Consider the following 23,222-nt stretch of genomic DNA (forward strand, 5'->3'; position numbering starts at 1 on the left):
TATATCCGACAGGAAGCTCGATAAATCCGATCTGCATATTTTTAACGTAACCATAAACTTTATCGTATTCCGTTCTTTCCACAGGAGCATATCCGCCCCATCGATCAATTTCACGAAGATTGATAAACGTTTTGATAACGGTTGAATCGTTTCTTTGAATATCATAGACACCGGTCACATTGTATTGCCAGCCGCTATGTCCGTTTTGACGGCTAATAAATAAGGAATCAACGCCAAGATCTCTCGAGGAATCAAGCGATGTTGCATAAACTTCATCCCAGGTGATCGGGTTGACATGAATATCTTCTTGCTGAACGGTGTGTTGGCTACGAACGAGATTGCCTTTACCTGTGAACGAATCAACCTGTTTAAATTGGCTTAATTTATTATGGATATACCAAGTTCTATTGTCAGAAGTCGTGCTGTCAGTGACACTGAACCAATTTAAGGAAATCAGGCCTTTAGCGGAATCTGCGGCCATTTTCTCGATAGCTTTCGGTAAGAATTCGAACGGAGCCGGATAAGGTTCTCTATCTCTTCCATTAACATAGTGGAGACTGACAACTTCATTACTCTTTTGTCTTAAATCTAATTTACGAAGGCTTTCAGGATATCGATGATAGATAGTTCCTTCGGGGCCGATTTCCATCGCGAAATAATTATCATGAACCCAGTTCATGAACGCCACGCCCTGACGGCCAAGCTCTAATGGAGCTTCTTTGTAGAATTTACCGGACGGTGAGGTGTAATTGGCGACGGTGGTGCGATAAACAGGGTCGCCATTTGCATCAACTCTATCTAAGACAATGCCCTTTAAGCGGCCATTGGTTCCATCCACTAAAGCCTGCAACATCGGTTGTGTGACAGCAATGGAGCTTCCGCGAATAACCCCAAATCCTCTGACATAGCTTAATTCACGCTCGATCGTCGCGATATTGCCTTCGACAATGATCGGATAAGCGGAACGTAATTCACTGGATAATTCACTGCCGCGTTTTGGCGTAATAACCATGGTGCGGCCGGTTTCATCGCCAATTTTGATCGGATATGTTTTGCCTTTATATTCCACGTGAATATAGTAGTTGCTGGAATCATCACGGGTAATACCGGCCGCTTTTAATTCTTCTGGTTTCATAAACGTAAGCGGTTTGCCCAGATCATAAACATCACTTGTCACCGCACGCGGCGCTTTTCCGTCGAAGAATATGGCATAACCGGCGTAAGAGCTGTCAGTTAAAGCCGCTAAGTGTTCTCTAATCACTCTAGGCCCGTAGGTAAAAATATCTCCGTCTAAGGTTCTATCCGCCGTAACGGTGTAGAATGAATCCGGAACGGTAACTTCTAATCTGGATGTGTCAGCTTGCGTCTTCATTTCAGCCGGCATAATTAGCGTGTCGCTTACAACCGGCGCAACAACAATGTTAGGAAGTTCTGTAATATTTTTGGATTTTCCACCGACTTTAACAATTGTCTTTTCAACAGATGCACCGGGAATAACTTGCCCATTGTTAAGATCGGCTGTCACTCTGGCACCGGCGGAAACATCACCATTATCCCGATAAGCGGATACGCTGCCGCGCCAATGGCTATCGAAGGCTTGTCCGACGTTAACATGAACGCCTTTAACCGGTGAAGCTTCTACCATCCAGGCAGGTTTTCCATCCACAAAACTAAAGGTTCCCTTAAAAGATTTGTATTGAATTCCGGCTGTCGTTCTGTCGAGCGTTTTTCCGCCTTTAAGATCAGCCGCCTGTTCAACACTGATGGTGATAGGGCCAAGATCTAATCCGGCACCGGCAACGCCATGAAGTTCTTTTGTTTTTCCCCAAAGATCATCGGTGCCAAATTGTTCGCTAAGAATAGAAAAGTTTAAAGTTAAGTTATCCGAAGCCTGAAGCTTGAAGGTCGCCTTCTCAAAACTATATTGATCTTGGGCTTTTAAGGCAACGTCGGATCTGTTGACAAGAATGCCCGTAAGACCGTCAAAAATTTCGATACGAGAATTAACATTGCCTTCGGATTGAGCAAGGCCGGCTTCTAAAATAACATTGGTGCGCCCGCTGGTGGAAATATCCAAAATACCGTTTAAGCCGGTAATGCGGTCCAGATCACCCTCATATTCTTCAACGCCCTGGCTTTTTTTGTTAATTTTTAATTCATTGGAACGATATGTTTCGGCTTGGAAAATACCGCTAATGCCTAAATAAACGGTATTGGATTTATTATTCACGCCGATATTCTGGATCAAAACGAAGTAACGGCTGGTTTGTGTTTCAGTGTACCCATCGATAGGCCACTCATTGAAGCTGTAGCTTTGCATTTTTCCGGCGATGGTCTTGGAAATCAGTGTCGCTTGTTTATTGGTCAGGTCAATACCGACTAAGGCGTATTTAGAACCCATTCCAAGCGCTTCCGGCTGGACCTGGCCGACAAAGGCGTTGACACCGCCAACACCTAAGCTTTTTAAAATATCAAAAGCGGCGATCTGATTGGACGCGGAAACAATGGGTTTACCATCGCTATCGGTAAGCCGGTTAATAACAGATTGCCAAACTTGAGGAGCGGTTTGATTATTGAGGGTGAATTGATCGAGGTTAACCAGAGGAACAACTTCGCCTAAGACGTGTAAATTGCGGCCGACGCGAACAACCGCCGGAGGGGCGTGTTCAAGAGTCGCTAAATATTCTTCGAGCGCTTTGACCAGATTTTCTTTTTCCCCGATGGATAATGTATCGTTGGCATTGATCTGAACGGCAACGCGCTCTCTTATTTCGCCTAAGATGCGGTTATATTGTTCATTGCCTTTTAAATAGCTTTCAAAAACGGCGGTAGCGGCATCATTGGCTTCTTTGGAATTTTGTTCGGCATTATGAACCGCGCGAATACCCTGCATTTGCTGACGAGTTCCTTGAGCATGATCGCCTAAACTGCTTAACATATTTCCGAGCGGATCGCGTCCGGCGCCGGTGCGGTCATTGATGCGTTTAATGGATTCTTCTATTTGTTTGGTCCAATAATCTTTGTATTCTTCAACGCTGGCAGAATCAGAACCGATATGAGAGAAGATATCATTGAACGCGTATAACCGTCTTAACAATTCAAGGCGCTCACTCTTATAGTTAAGCTGATTGATGTAGAATTCCAATTTTCTCACAATAACATCAATAATGGATTCTTCGTTGGTATTGCCCGTCTGGAACAATGAATCTGCTGTTAAGTCCGGATATCCAAATTGGATGATATGCTCCGCTTCGCGTTCGTAGTTATGGGCGAGGCTGCCGGCTAAAGATCTTACTTCGACTAAAGAATCAGGCAGGCTGTCTCTTAAGGCATTCCAGAATGCAATGCTTTGCGGAATGCTTTCTTCAACCGCCGGGTCAAGCCTGTCATTGTAATAATCTCTGGTTTCAGGGATCGTGTACACGCCAAAGGGACGTTTGCTATCTGCCGGCCAAGTCAAAGGAGAGATAGGAAGCAATAAGTGGTAGCTAACGGTCGTATTATTTAAGGCGTCGTTGATGATACGAATGGTATTTTCTTTCCAGGCGATATAGTCAATTTCAATGTCTCTTTTAACGGTTAAGATCTCTTGAGGCATTTCAAAGAAGGCAGGAGCAACAGCGTATTCCATGGCATCATTAGCCACTCTGTCTCTTTGTCTTTGAACAATACCAATACCGACTTGTGTATTGTGGATCATATCCACTGTTAATTGATGCCATGCGCCCTGTTGTCCGCGAGACACGATTTCTTGGCCTTGCCAGAATGGTAAGGCTTCATTAATACGCTGGACAGCTCCCATGACCGGCGCGTTAGGCGTTTGATCATCTTCATCAAAGTAACGAAACGCGGACGCAATGGAATCTTCCGGCATAAGGATATTGGCATAAGATAAGCTGTCGCCTCGTTCAAGCCAGATATTAAGCGTATCTAAATAACCAAAATGACGGGCTAAATCAGCATTTGCTGAATCAAGTGTTGTATCGCTCCAGCTATAAATATCAGAGATCGGGATGATCGTTCCTTCATGATTCCTAAGGTGATTTAAGTTCTCTATGAGGATATCGGTTCTATCAACATCAGCTTCGAGGCTGTCGAGATCAGAGGCCTTAATAATTCCTGAGCTTGAATCCATGGCCGCAAAGTATTCTTGGCGTAATCCGCGAATTGCATTGTCCGCGCCCAATGTATCGGCTTGGACTCTAATATCAGCCAATAAAGAATCGAATGTCATCTCACGAGAGGTCGCTACTTCGTGAATGAAATGATAGATATTTAATTTGGAGGAAAGCTTCACTTGTTCTTCCGGTATGGCTCTCATGATCTCATTAAAGCTAAGCCCTTGTTTTCTTAATCCTTCTTCAATGTCATTTGAGCGCAACTGAATATAAGCAGAATCGGCTTCTTGAGAAAGAAGTTGAGCATTATCAAATTGGCCGCGAAGCGAATCAATAGCGGATCTTTCTACCGCTAATTGTCTGGCTAATTGTTCTAATGAAGCGCTGTTCAATCCGGCTAAAGATAAGACTTCATCTAATTTTTCTACATCCGCTGACATCTGGCTGACGTAAAACGATAAAGGCATAACAACACTATCCGTAACGACTTCAGTCGTTCTTTGAGTAACCGGTAAGCTATCTATGTAGAAGGTTCTGTTACCTTCACTATCAATGCTGACACCAGAGGCATCACGCTCATAAAGTTCTTTTTTGAAATCAGGAACATTAGCGCCGTATTCTAAAATACCGCCTTCGTTGGCAGCCGGATTAACGCGCGGGCCGGAGATAATGGCTTTTGGCGGTAAGCGGCCTTCTTTAGGAGTAATAATGACTGAGTCAGTCACAACATCGTTCTTATCAAACCAGCGGTAAATAATTGATTGACCGGTTCTCAGATCCTTCGTGTTGATCGCATCCATTTCGGCTTGCGTATAAAGATAATAGCTTCCGTGAGGCGTGATAGCGCGGGCTAAAGGAACACGATTAGGCTTAGCAACTAAGATGCCAACTTCCCCTTCTTTAACGATAGTTGTATCGGTAACAACGGTTAAACCTTTAGGTAATGTCACCGCGTAAGAACTATCTCCTCTGGTTTCATGAACGGTTAAAAGAACATCTTGAGATTCTGTTAAGACGCTTGATGAAACCGCGCTCATATCATTCACAGCCACGGTTCTGGTTCCACTGGCGCCCATTACAATGACATCCGCTTGTTGGCCAACGTCTTCACGGTTGAACCAATAATCGGTCAGGGCTGTTTCTTCGCTGTAAATAACGACCGGATGAATGGCGCGTCCATCATTGTAGCGGCCAAGATCGCCCGCCGGGTTGACATCCGCTTCAGCCACACCGTCCACTAAAACATTCATTCCTTCGCGATGTGGGAGAACTTGTTTGACAGTTAACGGTACGCCTCTGGTTTCATAATAGGTAGCCAGGATCTCGCCGGTTATAGGATGGATCTCGGCACCGACGATACGATTACCTTTTTCATCAAACCCGACATAAATATTATATTGTTTTTGGATATTTTCCAACATCTTAGCCGACGGAACAATGTAGCGTTGGCCGGGCTGCATATCCCAGGCTTTATTTTCCGGATGTTTAGGATCATCAATGAATGTCTGGATCAAAGGAACATCGCTTCCCTCTTTGGTTAAAAAGCGTGTGGATGAAAATTCCAAGTATTTTCCTGCCTTGCCTTTGCTTTCCATATATTCTTGAAGATTATATTTAAATCCAAAGACATACCACTGGGCCGGATCTTTTCTTTCGCGGCCGTTTTCATCAATGACAATTAAGCTGTCGCCTTTTTGTCCGCGTTCGATCACATACATTAAATTATTATCTTTGTTGTCATAGGCGATTCTGTTGAACGCGACCTCTAATTGGCTTGGGATATACGCAACACTATAGCCGTCAAAGATCCAAGATTGACGTCCATCACCGAAGATTTGCTTTCCAATGCCGTAACCAAGTGCTTTTCTGAATACATCAGGGAAAATGGCGGCCGGGCCGAATTGATAAAAATTACCGTTATCGGAAGCGATAAAGCTGGAGTCTTTTAAGACCGGATTGGTATGGAATTTCGTATGTTTAAAGGTTAAGGCATTAATGAACACAGAATTGTCGGTGGATTCCCAGATCCCGCCGTTTTGTTCGGGGTCAATTTTATTGCTGACAATTTGATTACGAACACCGGATATGGCGTCGATCATATAAACGGCGCCGGCAAATTCACCGAGGGTCAAATGTCCGCGGAAAAGGTGTTTGAAGGATTCATCGGCGCCCAAACCTTGGTTGAGCAATTCAAAATACGGCGTGTACGGTGAATTGATAATAACGTTGACACCAAAACCCTTAAGGTATTCCGGTAAAACTCCATTGAGCGATTTATGATATAAGGCATTGCCCGGTTTCCAATTCCATCCTAAACCTAATCCTAAGCGGGTTGCGCCTGTATTATAGGTTCCATAAATATTCTGGTAGTCATCAATGATCTTCGATTGAACACTGTCAGGTAAGGAAACAAAGCTTCGGGCATGGGCTGAGATAACGGCATAGATGCTATTATCTAACTTATGAATTCTTTCTAAGGAAAGAACCGTATCGCTTAAGGCGAGGCTGTCCCATGATCGCAATTCTTCTCGCATATCTTCGATGTTGTGGATAACATCTAAAGAATCAGCGATAAGTTTTGCTTCCGCGGAATCAAGCGCGGCCGTTGTGGAGGCGGCCAGTGGGAAGCTGATATTTTTATTGCTTAAATATCCGTCCGGATCAACAGCTTTACCATTGATTCTTACTTCAAAATGCAAATGCGGTGTTGTAGTGTTATTGGCATTACCGCTGATACCGGTGAAACCTAAAGTGTCGCCTTTGCTGACTTCTTGGCCGGCTTTCACATTTGTTTCGCTTAAATGAGCATAAATAGCTTTCGTAGCGCCGCTATCAACCCAAACGTGAAGCCCGAAACCATCTTCGCTGTTACCGACACCAACGATGCCACCCTGCGCCGCAATGACCGGAGTTCCAACGGAAGCGGCAATATCAATACCGCCGTGTTCGTAACTCACTTCTTTTCCATCCACCATCTTGGTTCTATGGTCGCCAAAATGCCCGTTCGGAGTTAACGTGAAGAGGTCAGCGCTAAGATCTAAGGCTCTATTTGTTTCTAATTGGGCTGTTTCGGTAGGATCATTCTCAACCACCGGCGTAAATTCTTCGGTTGAGTTAGAAGCGCCAAATGTGCCCGGGCCTTCAATAGCGTAAGGATGTTGTTCGGCCGCGAAAACATCCGACGGCATCGCAACCAACATGCCGGTCAAGTAAGATAATCCTAAGAACACTGAGGTCAATCTCGGATGACGGCGATAAACATCACGGACGAGAGCAAAAATAGATTGTGGTTCGTCATAATACTCTTCAGCGGTCGTCTTTTCCTGGAAGGCCGCCCAATTTTCCTCCGGAGTAAGTAGTGTTTCCTCTTCGGGCTCTAAACCTTCTCCGCTGGTCGCGTTGACATCTTCTTCGGTGTAAAAACCAAATCCCGCTTTGTAAATCATACGGCGATGTGCATTCATTAATTGCTCATTTAATTCTTCTTCAGTCAATTCATCAAATGTTTTAGCCGGCTCTACGGTTTCTTCTGTTGAGATCTCTTCCGTTGCGGGTTCTTCTGTAACAGCCTCTTCTTGAACTTCTTCTTGCGTGGATTTTTCAGCGCGAACTCTCTTTGTTTCTTTGACAATGGCGGCAATAACTACGGCAATTGCACCTACCGCTAAAATACTGCCTCCGTTGTCGGGAGAAGCTGTTGTGCTAGCCGTCGTCTGGGCGAAGAGATTACTGCTTGGGGCAATGATCATGGCAATGATGAACGCGTCTTTGAGATGTTCTCTGAACCATGCAAAAACCGGGGAAAATTTTGATCGATGGGTGAAGTATTTGATTGATCTTTGAACACGTTTTAAGTTGTAAACGATCGGCGCTACGGCAGCCCAGAATATCATTGCGCCGATCGCATAAGCAATGATATCCCCTATGTCTTCGGTCAACGTAAGCCAATAAAGATTGTGCTGATTAATAAAGTCGCTAAAGAATTCTTGTATGCTTAAAGCAACCGTCACGGCCATCAGCGTCACAGGGAAAAGATTAGGATTAACAGGCTTAATGGGCCTGATCTTTTGTTCCGGAGAACTGTGTTCGTTAAACATGAACTTGGCAATGATCTTAGATTTTCTGGCGATCTCAACTAAACCAAGAACCACGCTTGTATACCACATCGGATCTAAGACATTAGCGAAATAATCATGCGCCAACGGGCTGATAGCTTTAAAATCTATATAAGCAAAGAAATAAAGGAAAATAGCGATCGGCGCGAAAACAAAGTTCTGTCTTAATGAGTAAACTCCGAAAAGGATCGTGCCGCCATAAATAATGATCGGGGATAAAATACCTAAAATGCTGGCATCCCACGGCCAAACATCGCCTTGCGCGCCAAAAGCCGCAACTGCCGTTACGGCTAAGGCGGCGAGAATTGCCGTTAAGAAGTTCGGAGCGACAAAAGAGTTCTTGGTTTTTTCTGATTTAGTTTCTGCTAATTCAACTTCCTGTTTGGCGGTTTCATTGTTCACAAATCCATACGTGCCCGGCCAGAACCAGAGGAGCGCGATCTGCCCTGCTGAAAACGCCAATTTTAAGATCGGGTCAACCACGCTTACGAACCATTGCGGCATATTGCCTTTACCGAAAAGTAATTGCGTGGCGTCTGTTTTGAGATAATTTCCGCTGGCGTCTTTGCCCGGGATAAGCGGAATGAGGTTCATAACAAAGAGGAATAAGTTAAGCCAGAAACTGTTGGATAAGGCAATGGTTATCAAAAGCTTGAGGCTGATCGCGCCGATCATGATGGATGCAGGGAAGAAAGCAATGACAGCTAAAAGCAATAACCCGGAAACAGCGAATAATTTAAAGTTATTCCCAGGGCCGGCAAAAATAACTTTTCGATATTCGCTTCCAGTCGTGTAGTCATGGTTGACGCTGACCGGAATAGCCGCGCCGACTTTAATACCTAAAAACGGTTTAAGAATCGTTTCTTTAAAACTAATGTGCTTCCAAATCTTCCAAACGGTCGCTCTTTCAGGTAAAGATTCTGTCTTATCGCCAAATAGCAAGGCTGTGATCGCGTGTCCATATTCGTGATAGGCCAAGTAGAGAAGAACGGACGGCCAGACAACAGCCATCCACAACCAACGTTCCCCAACGAAGAATCCAACAAAAGCCATAAGATCAAATTGACCTAAAGCTAACACAGCGTCTTTCATGGTCGTCAATAACCCGCCAACAGAAAGCATGGTCGGGTCAATACCGAAAAGTGCGATCGCGATCGCCATCAAGGCAACCGTAACAATTGTACCGACCACAGCAACCGCCACCGGTAAACCGATGCGTTTGAGCAAAGAATCTTTTTCACGTAATGGCTGACCGTCACCTTTAGTGCGCGGGAAACCTTCCCCGGCTAAACGGTCATGAGCGGCAACGGTAGCTATTTCTTTAATACGTTTTTCGCTCAGCAATTCAACAATATCTTTTAAAGGACGATTACCGATCAACATCATCTGTAAGACGCGGCTAATCGCTAAAGTCTCTTTGAATAATCTTAATTGGCCGTCTTCATCTTTTTCATCAAAGCTGACAATAGAATTTCCGTTAATGAAATCTCTATTAGAAAGATGTTGACCTATACTGCGGCGAATAACTTCTCTTTCTTCTTCAGAGGCTTCTAAAATCTTACTGAGGGAAATTGTTCTGTTATTCTGGTTCCAGATCTCACCTAACTGTTCTTCCGTTAAGTCTAAGCGGCCGCTCACTAAACTCAAGAAGATCGCTTTTTCTTCTTCGGTTGAAAATGACTGTACGGCCCCAAACGCTTGATTGATAGAAATTGACGCTACAAAATAATCGGAAAGGCCGAATAACTTTTTAGCTTGTTTTTGAGTTAAAGTACCACGTTCTAAAGCTTCTTTGCCCTTTGTGGTTTTCCAAAATCTCTTGAGCCACGGACGATCTTTGGTCAAACCTTTAAGTTGATCTTTATCAGCAACCAGATAAACGGGCTGATCTTTAATCGCTTGAGCGGTTTTCTTAACGACATCAATTTTGGCCGGATCAACTAAATATTCATTGTTGGCGAAGTAAAGTGCGGCGGCCGACGGATTGGAAAGAATGAAATAAAGTGTCGAGACATCAATGGTAGCTCTTAAGAATTCTTGGGCTAAAATCGCATTGTAAAAAAGTTGCGGATTGTTGGTTAAATCTTCAAATCGGTCTAAAGCTTCTTGCAAGGCGGTAACGTTCATATCATCCTTAATGAACGGCAGGACTTTTTCGTCTTCAATGCTTAAATCTTCCGTTGCCAATGTGCCGTTAGAAAGCCAAAACGCGCGTGCGTCTACGGTTAAAGCACCACGGCGCACTAATTCAAATCCTAATTCTCGAAGTTGACGTTCGAGAGCAATGCGGCGTTTTTCAATATCTAATTCTTTGGATAAATAACCTAAGGCTTTGATGATCTCTTCTGCTTCTTTTTGAGCGGATTTTTTGCCGCTTTGAAGAATATTCATCAGCTTTTCATTTAATTCTTTAGCAATATCATTTAACTCATTCTCGGCTTCTAAGATCTGTCTAGAGGCTAAACGCTCGATATTGCGTAAAGCGCGGTTGTAAGCTTGTTCGTCATTTTGAATTTCATCGGTTAAGTCTCTACCGGAATCTCTTCCTTCTTCTTCACGAAATTCATACGTTAAGGTGAAGACTTCAACCATGTGGCGGTCATAGGATTCTAAAGCTTGTTCGTCTTTTTTATTGAAGATAAGAACAGTTAAAGCTTTGATGGCTTCTAAATTAGCTAAGGCGAGCTTGGCGCGTTTGCCGTCATACAGACGATGAATGGCGCTAATGATCTCCTCTTCATTGTATTTACCCTTCTTTAGATCAAAGGCAATGCCTTCGGCGATCTCGGAATAATCGAAGAGATTGATCTCTTCATCTTCTAGGGTTAATGTTTCACCGGCGAGTAAGCGGATAAGAGCATCTTCATCATTGGCAACTAATCGTTCCACGAGGATATCAGCGGCGGCACCGCGTTCAAAAGGCTGTTGGGCGGCGTCTTCAGTGTTGCGAGTCTTTCCGGAGAGAATATCTAATAATTCACTTACCGGTTTATTGGCTAAGGCGCGATACGCGCGGGTATAACGGACATCATCAACTAAAGCGGAACCGTTGTTTTGATTTCTATTTAAAGGAACCACCCGGCCGGCGTCTTTTTGGCCGTTTTTGCTTTCAGCTGCCACGGAGACCGAGGTATCCCTCGGGAGGGGCCGAAGGGCCTCGGCTCCGTTGTTGGCAACTTTAAATCTGTTAGAATGACCGTTTAAAGACCGCGCGAAATCAACTAATTCCATCGTCATGGAGAAGTCTTCGTCTACGCCGACTTCATGATTAACAATAACCAATTGACCTAAGGAACGAACGGCTTTTAATGAAGATTTGATCTTTCCTAAATTGGATAATCTTTGATTGATCTGAATGCGTTCATCAAGCTCTCCTCTGCCGAATGTTTCTAAGGCGAATACAATAGCGGCTAAAGGATTCATCATATCTTGAACGCTATATTCATCGCCTACCATCAAACCGGAGATCAAAGCTTTTAATGTTTCATCTTCAGTAGCGTCAAAAGAATCATTGATGAAGTTTCTTAAATTACCGGCCTTGATGTAAAATTCGATAAATTTCGCTTGGTCAACAGCGCCGTTGGAGTTGGCTTCGTTCCAAAGTGTGAATAATTCCGCAATTTCGGCGATCAGGACATCAATGAATTCTCTTGTTTCTTCGGTCATCCGTCTTTTAGTTGCCGCGGAACTCAAGTCATTCTGCATAACAGAAGCTTGAGTTCCGTTGGCAACATCGGATCTGCCTTCCGCCACGGAAGAGGCAGATCCGTTTAATGAAACATGGATCCAATCAATGATCGTAATAAGCGGAAAATCTCTGGTGGTAATCGTCGGCCAAGATCCTAAAGAAAGCCACGCAATCACATTGGTTAATCCTTCGGAAAGGTCGTCGGCTAATTTCACCATTTCATCTTCGTTGTAATTTCTGGCTTGGGCCGCTTCGCCTAAGGCTTGGGCTTTCTTGGAAAGATTGATTTCATCTAAAACTCCCATTGTGCTCAGGAGAACTTGTTCCATGCCTCTGTAGCCTTCAATGTTTTGGGCGATCTTTAACAGAAGCTGATCAACGATATAGATGTATTCGCCGCGACGTCTCACCGACACTTTATCGCGGGCTTCGGCGAGATCGTTTTTGATGCGAGTAAGCATCTTGATCAAACGCTCGGCTCTTTGTTTGTTGACGGTCGTTCTGACGCGGTCGGAAATAAATCCCGGGAATATTTCAGCTAAGGATTCTTCTTGGTGTTCGGTAACCGGCGCAACAGGAGCTCTGTCAGCCGTAGGTTCTAATCCTTCGTTGGATTTAACCAACATCTCGATCGCACGGTTAATTCGGCTTTGGAATTGCTGTTCGGTTAAGATCCAGCTCATTTCAATTCGTTCAAACGCGGGATTGAAGAGGCGGATCACTTTATCTTCGAATTTATCAGTGGCAAAACTTAAAGTCGCCGCGAAAACCATGGCGAAAACAACCCAGATGAACCAAGGCTGATGAATAATATTCGCGATTTGATCAGCAAAGCTGACATGGGAAACAACGCTTAAAACTGTGTCTTGAGCGGCGTTGAATGTATCCACGGCAGCTTTGGTTAACGTATCAATGACGGTTGTATCTTGAACAACCGGCGTTGTCACAGTTTGAACAGCCGTATCAGCAACTGCCGAAACGTGCTCGACACCGGTTAAGGCGTTTTGCACCGTTTCAGGCAATTGCAAATTGGAAAGATCGATGCTTTCTCCGACGCGAATGACATCAGGATTGAAATTATTATTTACGCTTGCGGCAAGGCTGTCGGCTTTATGAGAAGCGCCGTTGAATAATCTTCCGGAGAGAAGCGATTGAACATATCCTTGCGGATCGACCATTTGGTAGGCCAATCTCATTTTCTCTAAGATATGGCCCCAGGTATCGCCGTTTTGGACGATGGCCTGAAGTTTTCCGGAAGCGTCATAAGCGAATTCAACAGCCTGGGCAACTTGAGCGTCAATTAATTTGGCGAGGACAACTAAGGCGGTTACGATTTTCTTGAGGTTAGATCTCAATGCGGGAATGACACGTAAAGCTTGGGGCGCCTTGTTGCCGTGCAATGACGCTGCGATGGCGAACAACAGTTTGCTCATTCTCTGCCAGAGGATGCCAGCGATTTTGTTGGCGCGTGTAGACGCGTCCGCTGTTGTGGATGAGGAAGAGGCAGAGCTTGTTTTGTTCCCCGCGGGCGGCAGCGAACGTGCAGTCGTCCTTGGGGTAATCAATGAAATGCTTAAATTGTAAAGTATCCATAATACACCTCCGTGGCTTGTAGGTTTATTGTTGGATTTGGTTTGTTGGCCTAACTGGGCTTTTGAAGCGAGATTGGAAGGTTCACTAGACAAGACGAATCCCGCGTGGCTTTCTCGCGAGATTTGAGGTATGTTGGAAACTATTTCTCGTGAAGATCCTGGTCTATTTGTAATATCTGAAGCTTGACCGGTAACTTCAGATACTGCCTTAAGGCCTTGTTCGTCTTCAGCAGCATAAGCTTCGTTAGTACCTACGATCGCCCTAAGGGCGTTCATAGACGCGGCGGCTAATCTTCCCCATATATAGGAAGCTACCGCGCTAAAGCTTACATTCCCGGCTTCGATTCGTCCTTCTTCAGGGCGGACTCCGGGAATCTGAGATAATTGAGTATTCTCATCCTTGACGGTGGATGAGAATCTTCCACTGACTTTAGGGGTGTGGCTGGTATCAGCAGAAGTTACTCTATTATCCTGGCCGTTAACATCTAAAGAGCGAACAGACGCCTTATCTCCACTAAAGATCCTAGTGGACGGTTTGGCAAATCCGGAGATCTCAACTGCCACTGCTAGTGTTTCTTGGCGCAGACCTCTCGCACCACCAGTTCTGAAGTTTCCTTCAGAGCTTGTTATTAAGCTTACGCTTAATTTTTCTGCTTTGTTTCGTATTTCTAGAGCCAGTCTGCTTAAAGCAGCAAACAACAGGCTAACTCCCGTGGTTTTTTGTTCCGCGCTTATACTTTGCTCTGTCTGCACCATTGCGGAAATGGTGGACAGCGAGACAATACCAGGATCTTGTCTGACGGTTAAACCACTGAAATGCCTCACCTGTCTTTCAACAGCAAATCCTGGGCTTTCTACGGAGTTGCTGGCAACAACGATCGTGTTCGGCTTGGCAAAATCCGGCTTCGTTACAGCTATTTCTGTTGGGGCTTTTCCTGAAGTGCTTCCCTTGGAAGTATTAGGCTCTTCCTGAGGCGCAGGAATGGAGGTTGTTGCTGAAGCCGCGCCAAACGGATCACGTTTTTCACTTAAAGGAATTCTTGTGCTACTGTCAGCGCTCTTATTAGAGGAAGTACGTGCTAAGCGAAATACGGCTTGAGTAAAGTCCTGCACTCTTCCCATAATAAGCGCCGGCATTGGCAGAGGCATTTGTAGCGGCGCCGGAGCCAATATCGGGCTTTGCTCTAAAGGTTGTTGTAACTGAATAGCAGGTAAAGCCGATTCTTGGGCTACATTTGGCAATATTTGCTTTATGCTGGCCTTATCTTCTGCCAAGACGCCTATCGCTGGCTGAATCGGTTGAACAACAGTACTTGATACGACAGGAATCGGCCTTAATCGAACAAATTCCTTGGTTCCATTATGACCTTTTCCAAAAATTGCTTTATACCCGTTTAAATGCGGAGCCCAATTTCTTGGAATATTGCTGGGGATAAGAAAATCATGCAAAATAAATCCAGTTTCATTCAAATATGGCCTGATATTCTGTAAGTGGGGCGCATATTTCTCATTCAAATGCGCCATTCCTAAAGTACTTAAAATAATATTGATCTCTCCGGGCTCAAAATAATCCGTAAAATGTTCTTCCGTATCCAAAATAAACCTGATGCCGGATGGAGCCTTTTGCCATTCTTCATGATACATATTGGCAAAACCAACAAGCTGGACATTGGTAATTTTCTTTCGTTTAAGTTCTCTGGCAATTTCAATAAGAGCCCTGGCTCTTCCAACGCCCCAATCCACCACAGTGATAACTTTACCTTTATTATGGCCGGCTAAACCGATAATTTCATTGACCACATTGGTATTAAAGGTTTCATTCATTGACCGCAAGCTTGTATCTAAACCAAGCCATTTTTCCAAAAATTTATTGCGCAAGTTCATGCCAATCCACTGGCGAGATTCTGTCGTTTCGGAAGCTAAGCCTAATCCTTCTTCGTCTTCCATCAAGATAGATTTATCTTCAAGTTGTGCAATATCCGGCCAACGGGTTTCAAGAACCGCGCCGCCGGTTAAAGCATATGTGTATTTTGAATTCGTATCGGAAAGTGCGCTTTCATTTTGCAGTAATACCACCATGCCTTTGTCGGCTTTTCCGGGTTGAAATTTTGGTAATTTCATAACAACCGTAATGGTTTCGGAAGGCGCTTGAGGTTTGGTTGTGGAGATAACCGGCGCATTGTGTAAGCTGGCGCGAACACTTTCGCCGAGTTGCGCGAGGCTAAAAACTTCGCCTTGAGTCTGGGCGAAAATAATTCCGCCTTTGGCAATGATCGTTTTATCGGCAACGAGCGTTTCCACAACGGAATTATTTTCGCCCAAAGTCAGCACGAAAATATTTTCGCCGGAAACACGATAAACAGGTTTATTTGTTTCTTGCGCCTGTTCGATCGTTCTTACTAAAAGTTGTTTCTTGGCTGGTGTAGCAACCACCACCAAATTATGCGAAGCCGCCGTTGTTGTGATCTTAGATAGAACATTCATCCACGTCGGCATACTGACCGCTTCCACGACGGAACCGACAGATGATTTCTTGCCGATAGGAACACTGCTAATTCCCCAAGACGAACCAAGATCTTGCTGAGCTGAGGCTAATTCTTGCGCCTGAATTCTTTGTATCCATTCCGTAACTCGTGAAGCCTGTTTAGCACTATCAACACCGAACATCGTGGAAGAATACGAAGAGATTTGATTTGCTAATTGATCTACGGCAATACCCCTATCCGCGGCTACCCGGCCGAATAAAAGGCTTGTTATAATATCATTGTCCGGACGGATATCAACGGCAGGTAAAGCAAGCGCCAAGAGATTGTTCTCAAAAGCCATTCTATCTTCGTGTTTTGAAACGTTTTGTAAAACTATTTTACCGGCCTCAAAAACAATAGACGCGCCTTGTGTATTTTGCCAGAAGTTTAAGATCATTTGTGACGCGTCGGCCGCTGAGACGTCACCCAAACGAGCAGCAGTTTCTTCTAAGTTTCTCGCTAATCTTTCAACGGATTCTTGACGAAGAGCTCTTTCTTGCTTTTGTTGTTCGGTTTCGGTTAGATCAGCAATCTCTAAATCCGCCCTGAATTCTTCTTCAAGCTCTGAACCCACGATATCATAATATGTATCCATCGCCTGGCTGGCACTTTGCTTAATTTCCGGAGAGACAAAAGATTTCGTGGTAAACGCGGCAAGAAAATATCCAATGCTTTTAGCAATTCCGAGAGGTTCTAAAGGATGTCCCGCCAATTGCTTGTTAGCGCGAAGAGCGTCTCGTTCTTCCAATTTCATTAAAAGAAACACGCTGAGAGCATTAAAATCACTTGTATTCATTTGTGCTTCAGATATACGACTGACAATTCCATCAATGCGGTCATATTGACCCATTTCCGCTTCCATCGGATCTTTGTCATCATCAAGCCACGATGTATCAAGAAGTGCCTGAGCAATTTCCGGAATGTTCACCACATGGCCTTTGTCAGCGAATTCTTGCTTCGCCATCGGTGCTGTCGCAAGTTTTTGAGATGTTTCAACGGATTTCCAATGATCATAATCAGACCAGGCCACCTTTAACGCATCCTCTACTGGGCCCATAGCTTCCTTAAGATACTCTGGAATCTCATCTGTTTCTCGATACCACTGCGTAAGCCATATTCCGCTATCCGGATAGGCGGCTACCATTTCTTTTATCCAGCTTTGAGCCAAGGCGACTTTTGCAAAAAGCGGCATCGGAGAGTTTTCAGCTAAACGATCTTTGAGCCAGCCTAAACGAAGGAGATTAACAGACGGTAAAGAAGCGCCTTCGCGAAAATCAATGATGGGGTTTTTCCCTAAAAGTCTATCCTCAAGATCTTTGCTCCAATGATTGTCGTGAGGAGCAGGCGTCAAACCTTCTTTTTCCGCAAGCTCATTGCCTGCATATGTCCATCCCCAGTCACTGCCAAACCATGACCAATGGCCCCCTCGTGTCGTTGTGTATCCTAAATCAGATATGGCGCTGCCCACATGTTCCGTAATCTCACCTTGAGCATCTAAGGAAACTTGTTTATACTGGGCTTTACCTAAATTTACTCCTTGTGCAAGAGGTTCACTGCCTAAAACAATAGTTCCTTCCGGTAATTCCAAATTGCCTCTTACCCAGGTATCAACTAAATTAAATCCTTCCACTTTTGATTTTGGTATGGATGTTAAAGGAAGGATAATCGCATACTTCTTTTGCCCCCAAGAAGAACTGCCCGCTAAACCACTATTTCCTACGGAGTGGTTAAGAGCAAAATGAATAGTGTCTCGCGGTATTCCTGCCGCAGATAGATCTGTTTTTATAATCCCGTTTTCTGGAAAATAGTCCGTGCGATGAACCATCACCAGATCCGCGGGCTTAAGTCCACCAAGTTCTTTTATCGTTTCAGATTCAGAAGAAAATGCACGCGGCGCCATTTCTGCGGTTTCCCAGCCATTATCTAAAGCTTGCTGGAACATTTTTTGAGAAATTGCAGCGGGCAAAGGCATATCATCCGGATGCGGCGGAATATTTTCATGAAGCGGCAAGGCTATGCCGATTTGTACCGCGTCGCCTTCGGGAATTTGGGAGATTTCAGTTGTTGGAGCCGGTAAAGCCGGGCCGTCTTGATAAACACCCGCGCCGGCCAAGATCGTCGGAGCGCTGACAAGAATAGGAGATTTTTGAGCTAAAGCTTGTTGTGTCTTTTTGCCAAAACCAAAAGCAGCTGTAAACGCATCCCACAATTGAGCACCAACGCTGGCATTTGAATTGTTTTGCAAAGCAACTTCTTTTTGGCTGTCTTTATTTTGACCGGCCTTGCTTGAGCCAACCAAGCTCAATAATCCCAAAAATCCAAAACCGGCTTGCATCGGGACGCTGACAGGCAATGACGCCGGCGCCGGCATCGTCGGAATACTTCCCACCGGCGCGATCGGAGCAGCCGGCACGACATCTTTTACTGAATCGGAAACGCTCGGTGTAAGAGTTTTTGTTCTGGCTTCCTCAAGGATTTTGGGATGAGCAGTATTAATTTCGCTTAAGACCGCCGCCGCTCTCTTAAGCGAAATGTTGCGCAGCGCGTCATTAAGCGGCGTGTGAATTCTTTGAAGCGCCGTCACCGATTCACCGTTAATCTCCTTGATAAAACTATACGCAGAGACGGCTCTAGCTTCAGTTTCTTTTCCGGTTTTTACATCTCGTAATCTAAAATCAGCCTGGTCGATCTGGCTAAAGCCGAAGCCTTTGCCGTGTTCGGTTGGAAATGTGATATCAATAACTTCGAATGTATGAAGCGCCGTTGTGAGGCGATCGCCGATTTTGACATTTCTCATACGCATCGCTTCCAATGACGCTCCGGAAAACATGACAACAGACCGGGGATCAGCGGGCATGTTGCTGTTAGGCAAGGTTATGTTTGCCGCCGCATCCGCTCTTATTCCCTGCGCGTCCAGGGCTTTGCGATCGGCGGTACCCACCGTAAACTTTCGCAGACGGTGGTTAAGATCTTCCACTGATGTTGAGCGCGGGAATAGATCGATTCTCATCCCTGGTTTTCTGGAATAAACTAGACCATCTTTGGTGGACGCAGTAGCGTAAACACTGTCGCGATTGAACGGGATGCTGACAAAAGCTCCTTCACTTTTCTTAACCGCCAGATCCGCTAAAATAATGTTCTTCGGATTTTGTTCGTCCTGGATCTGAACAATGGCATGATCCCATTTTCCGGTCGTAACATTCTTAACAAAAAGCACTTGAGGTTTAAGCCCCAAGGCTTTTCCTAAAATATTCGCCGTAATGGAAAACCCTAAACAATCCGGCATTTTTCCGTATTTCTTAGAGAGAACAACGCTGTCTAAACTGCTGGAAGAAAAATCAAGTACGGAATCGGCCGTCACATCACCGTCAGGGTAACTAAATCCTAATCCTTGCGGCGCGGATGCTTTGATCCATTTCACTAAAGTATCAACCTTGGCGCGGGTGTTAGATATAGAATTGAAGTGATCTTTGTTGAAATTCGGGATGCGGCTGACCATGCTTCCAAGCGTTTGCGCTGTTTGTTCGCTGTAGCCTAAATCTTGCGTGATGGTAACAACATTAGCGCGGGCATCTTGCGTGAGGTTTGTTTGCGCTGAGGATAAAGACGGCATTAGTAAGGCTACCGTCATGAGCCCGGCAACGGCTAAAGTTTTGAGTGTTCCTACTCTAGTTGGCTTGGCTATTGCGCTGACTGTTGGAACTTTCTGCGCTGCCATATCTCGATATTTCGTCCTGATCTGCTCAACCCTGGAATATTCAATGCTCGGGATCTGGCTTATCCCGGCTTGATCCAAGAGAAATGCCCGATGATGTCCGTCGGACAAAGCGACAAATCCGTCCGGTAATCGAGAAACGATGACAGGATTTTCTCGTGTAAATTCAAGAAGTCGATTAGCATTATTTTTGTCTGATAAAAATAGGCCGACCATTTCTTTCATGGTCGCATCTGGGGAAACTTCTAAATTTAAAACGTGCGTTAAAATATCTCTGACCTGGTTGGCTGCAACTCCTTGATTTCCGATCTGGCCGTTTGGTTTTTTCATATCAGCGATGTTACTCAAAACCGCGCTATTGGCGATCTCTTGCAACATGGGAGAAACCCAATCCGTTGACAATTCAAAGCTTTGATTAACCAAAGTAGCCCGAACGGTTTCGGGAAGCTTGCTAAGCTCAACATAATATCTTCGTCCGCTCGTGGTGGTTATAATACTGCGGCCGTGATCATCAACGCGTACTTTTCCGCCTTCTTGCGTTAAAACAGCTCCGTTTAAATCAGCAATTGCCATTGTTGACCATTGCCGGCCGTTCGTGTGAAGGGATGAAACTTGAATTTCTGTCGAGATAACAGGTTGAATATTTGTTTGCGGCAACACGGGTGTTTTACTGACGGCGATTTCGTGAGAAATTCCGAAAATGGCATCGGCGCTCTTAGCCTGATTAGAAACCTCAAAAGCGTCTTTTGCGCCCATAGCTTTTGCGGATTCTCCAGCGAGTCTACGGCCGATACGGGCAAGCTCGGCTAATTCTTTGATCTCGTGAATAATCACTTCATTGGACTGAATTTGCGGATTGGCCGCCCAAACAGCGCTATCGATAAAAATGATATTTCCTAAATTGCGTGCGGCCCCATGTCCGGCGGCTTCAAGCCCATTGACGCTAACAATTTGATAAGCATTTTGCGCATCTTGCGCTCTATTGCCATGCCAGCCGACGGTTTGATGAGAATTACTATCAACAAAACTTGATAATGCGGCTGCTCCGTTAAATTGTCCGTTTAATGCGCCGGCGCGATCACCGGACGGCGTGTTCCCGAGGCTTTGATTGACTAAGGCAACGCGGACAGGTTCAGGAAGTTTTTCAAGCTCAACATAATATCTTCGTCCATTAGCCATGGTGAGAATACTACGGCCTTGATCATCAACTCTCACGTTACTGCCTTCTCTCATGAGCGTTGCTCCGGTTAGATCAGCCGCTTTTAATGCTGCCGGTTTATTACCTCTTCCAAGAGATACGACCGGAATCTCAATATTAGAATCAATGCCGGCCATATGATCAATAGCCGGAAGGCCTAAATCAGTGCCGTTATGGCCGTTTATGCCATTTAAGGATCCTGTTGGATCAAAGGGGCGAACTTCCGGCATACCATTTTCTTCCATGCCGGGCAATGAAGTAATGGCAGGTGAAGCATCTGCTAAATCAGGAATATTTGTGCCGAGATCTTCCGCGCGCGGTAATTCAGCCGGAGGTAATCCATTGTCTGCTCCCATATTCGAAGCATCAACAAGAGGTTGCATAACGAGCTGTTCAACTCTGGTTGTTTCAACGGCAGATGCAGGTTGAGCCGATGGCATCGCGGGCTGTTCCACTCTCGGCGAAGGTGAAGCCTTAGGAGCTTTTGCTGAGACAAGCGCGACTCCGTCCTCATTTCGAATAACTTGTCCATACGCCGCGATCTGCCCAAAGATATCATTAAATCCGTGATCAAGCCCGAGTTTGGCGCCGAGTTCGTGAATAAGCATTTCGCTTACTTCTTCAACACTTCGCTCTCTTCCGGCATTAAAATCCTGACGGGTTAAATAAAGCCGTCCACCTTCTTTAAGCCAAGTTCTTTGCCGTTCGACAGTGCCATCTTCTTTTTGCACCAAAACATCCACATAACGCTGCCTGTCTCCGGATTTATTTTCGCCCCAATGTGCGTCTTGGACCATACTCTCGCCAATCACAAGATGTGACGCATCAAGTAAGAAAATAATTCCTTCGCGATTAGGATCAGACATCACTTGAAGTTCGCTGGAAATTCTTGCCAATAATTCCGGTAAATTTTGCCCTCTATTTTCCGCAAATTGTTGTAAACTTTCTAAGGCCCTTGTCTCGTCTTGATCTAATGGCGCTCCGCTTCCGTTAAGCGCACCCATAAATCGATTTAAACGGTTTAATGTCGTTTCAATAACCGGATGGCTTAAATCTAATTCTTCGGCTCTACCTTGATTCATTAAGTTGGAAATACGTCCATGGGCACGCGCTTCCATAGCCCGGCCAAAATTTCCTTCTTGATCATGATTGCTACCTGAAGCATTGACCGGGTTATCACGCTGTAATTGCGCATCGGCAACTTCATCTACCCCTAAAGGAACAAAACCCGGTTTAGGCTGAACATCCGCCGACACTGGTGTTTCTACTAATAATCTCGGAGCAGAACCAACGGCGTTGGCAACCGCTTGAGGAGCAGCGCCGGGAATTTGAGATGGGTTAAATGTAGGTGCTGTCGGAGTACTTGGTGTTGTTTGCGAGCCATCAGGCGCGCTCGGAGCTGTTGGGCTGGCATAAGGATTTGTACCTCTAAAAGAAGGAAGTGATGTACCGGAATTTCTACCAAATCCACGAGCAACACTACTGAATTTTCTTGAACTTCCGCCGTTTTTATCAAAACCTTCCTGCAGGGCTTCAATGCCAAGGTTATACAGCGAGAAATTCGGATCATTCATGTCGGGTGTGCCGAAATTCATTTGGTTTAAAGCTAAGCGAAATGTATTTCCGGCAATTGGCTCACGGACAAATTCTTCAATGATAAAGTTCTGCGCGTTATTGACCGCGTTACCAATCGCTTGCCCCGCCTTGCTCTCTCCAAAAATAGCCCGTGCATTAAAGACCTTATCCCCGATACCAGATTTTTCACTTTGCCAAACCGACATTATCTCACCAATGATCGGAACAGAATTTAATCCGGGTTGAATGACGGGCTTTAACGGATATAAAGCAGGGCCGAAATACAAACCTGTCTTTGCGCCTTCTGCCATGGAATTAGCAATAAAATAACGGACAAATCTAGAATCGCTGTCTTTACTTTTTAAATCGTTTAATTTTTCCCCGATTTCTTTATCGCCGGTACGTTTATACTGGATTTCCAACTCATCAATTTGTTGTTGCTTAACACTGGCAAAACTTTGCGGATCACCATCTCCAAACATATTTCCCATTAACCACGAGAAGTTAGAATTAAAATTGACAGCTCTATTCCCAAGTTGGTCCTCTTGAACAAAATCATTGGCATCTCTGACATAACTCGCACGTCTTGCGGCATAGTCCTGAGCAAAAGGAATGAGAACATTCATTGCCGCTAACTGCGGAATAACACTCGTAGCACTACTGGCCATTTTCTGTCCCATGATAAGCGCTTTGGAA

1 protein-coding gene (running past both ends of the window) is annotated in these 23,222 nt (G+C 45.0%); it reads right to left on the reverse strand.

The whole window is internal to a bifunctional isocitrate dehydrogenase kinase/phosphatase gene (gene aceK / locus WC676_01430) on the reverse strand: the coding sequence, 132,390 nt in all, runs 97,769 nt past the left edge and 11,399 nt past the right edge, and what appears here is coding positions 11,400-34,621 — codons 3,800 (partial) to 11,541 (partial); reading right to left, the first codon wholly in view occupies positions 23,219-23,221. Both codon boundaries (start and stop) fall beyond the window edges.

It is taken from the genome of Candidatus Omnitrophota bacterium, assembly GCA_041649175.1.
GTDB lineage: Bacteria > Omnitrophota > Gorgyraeia > Zapsychrales > JBAZNR01 > JBAZNR01.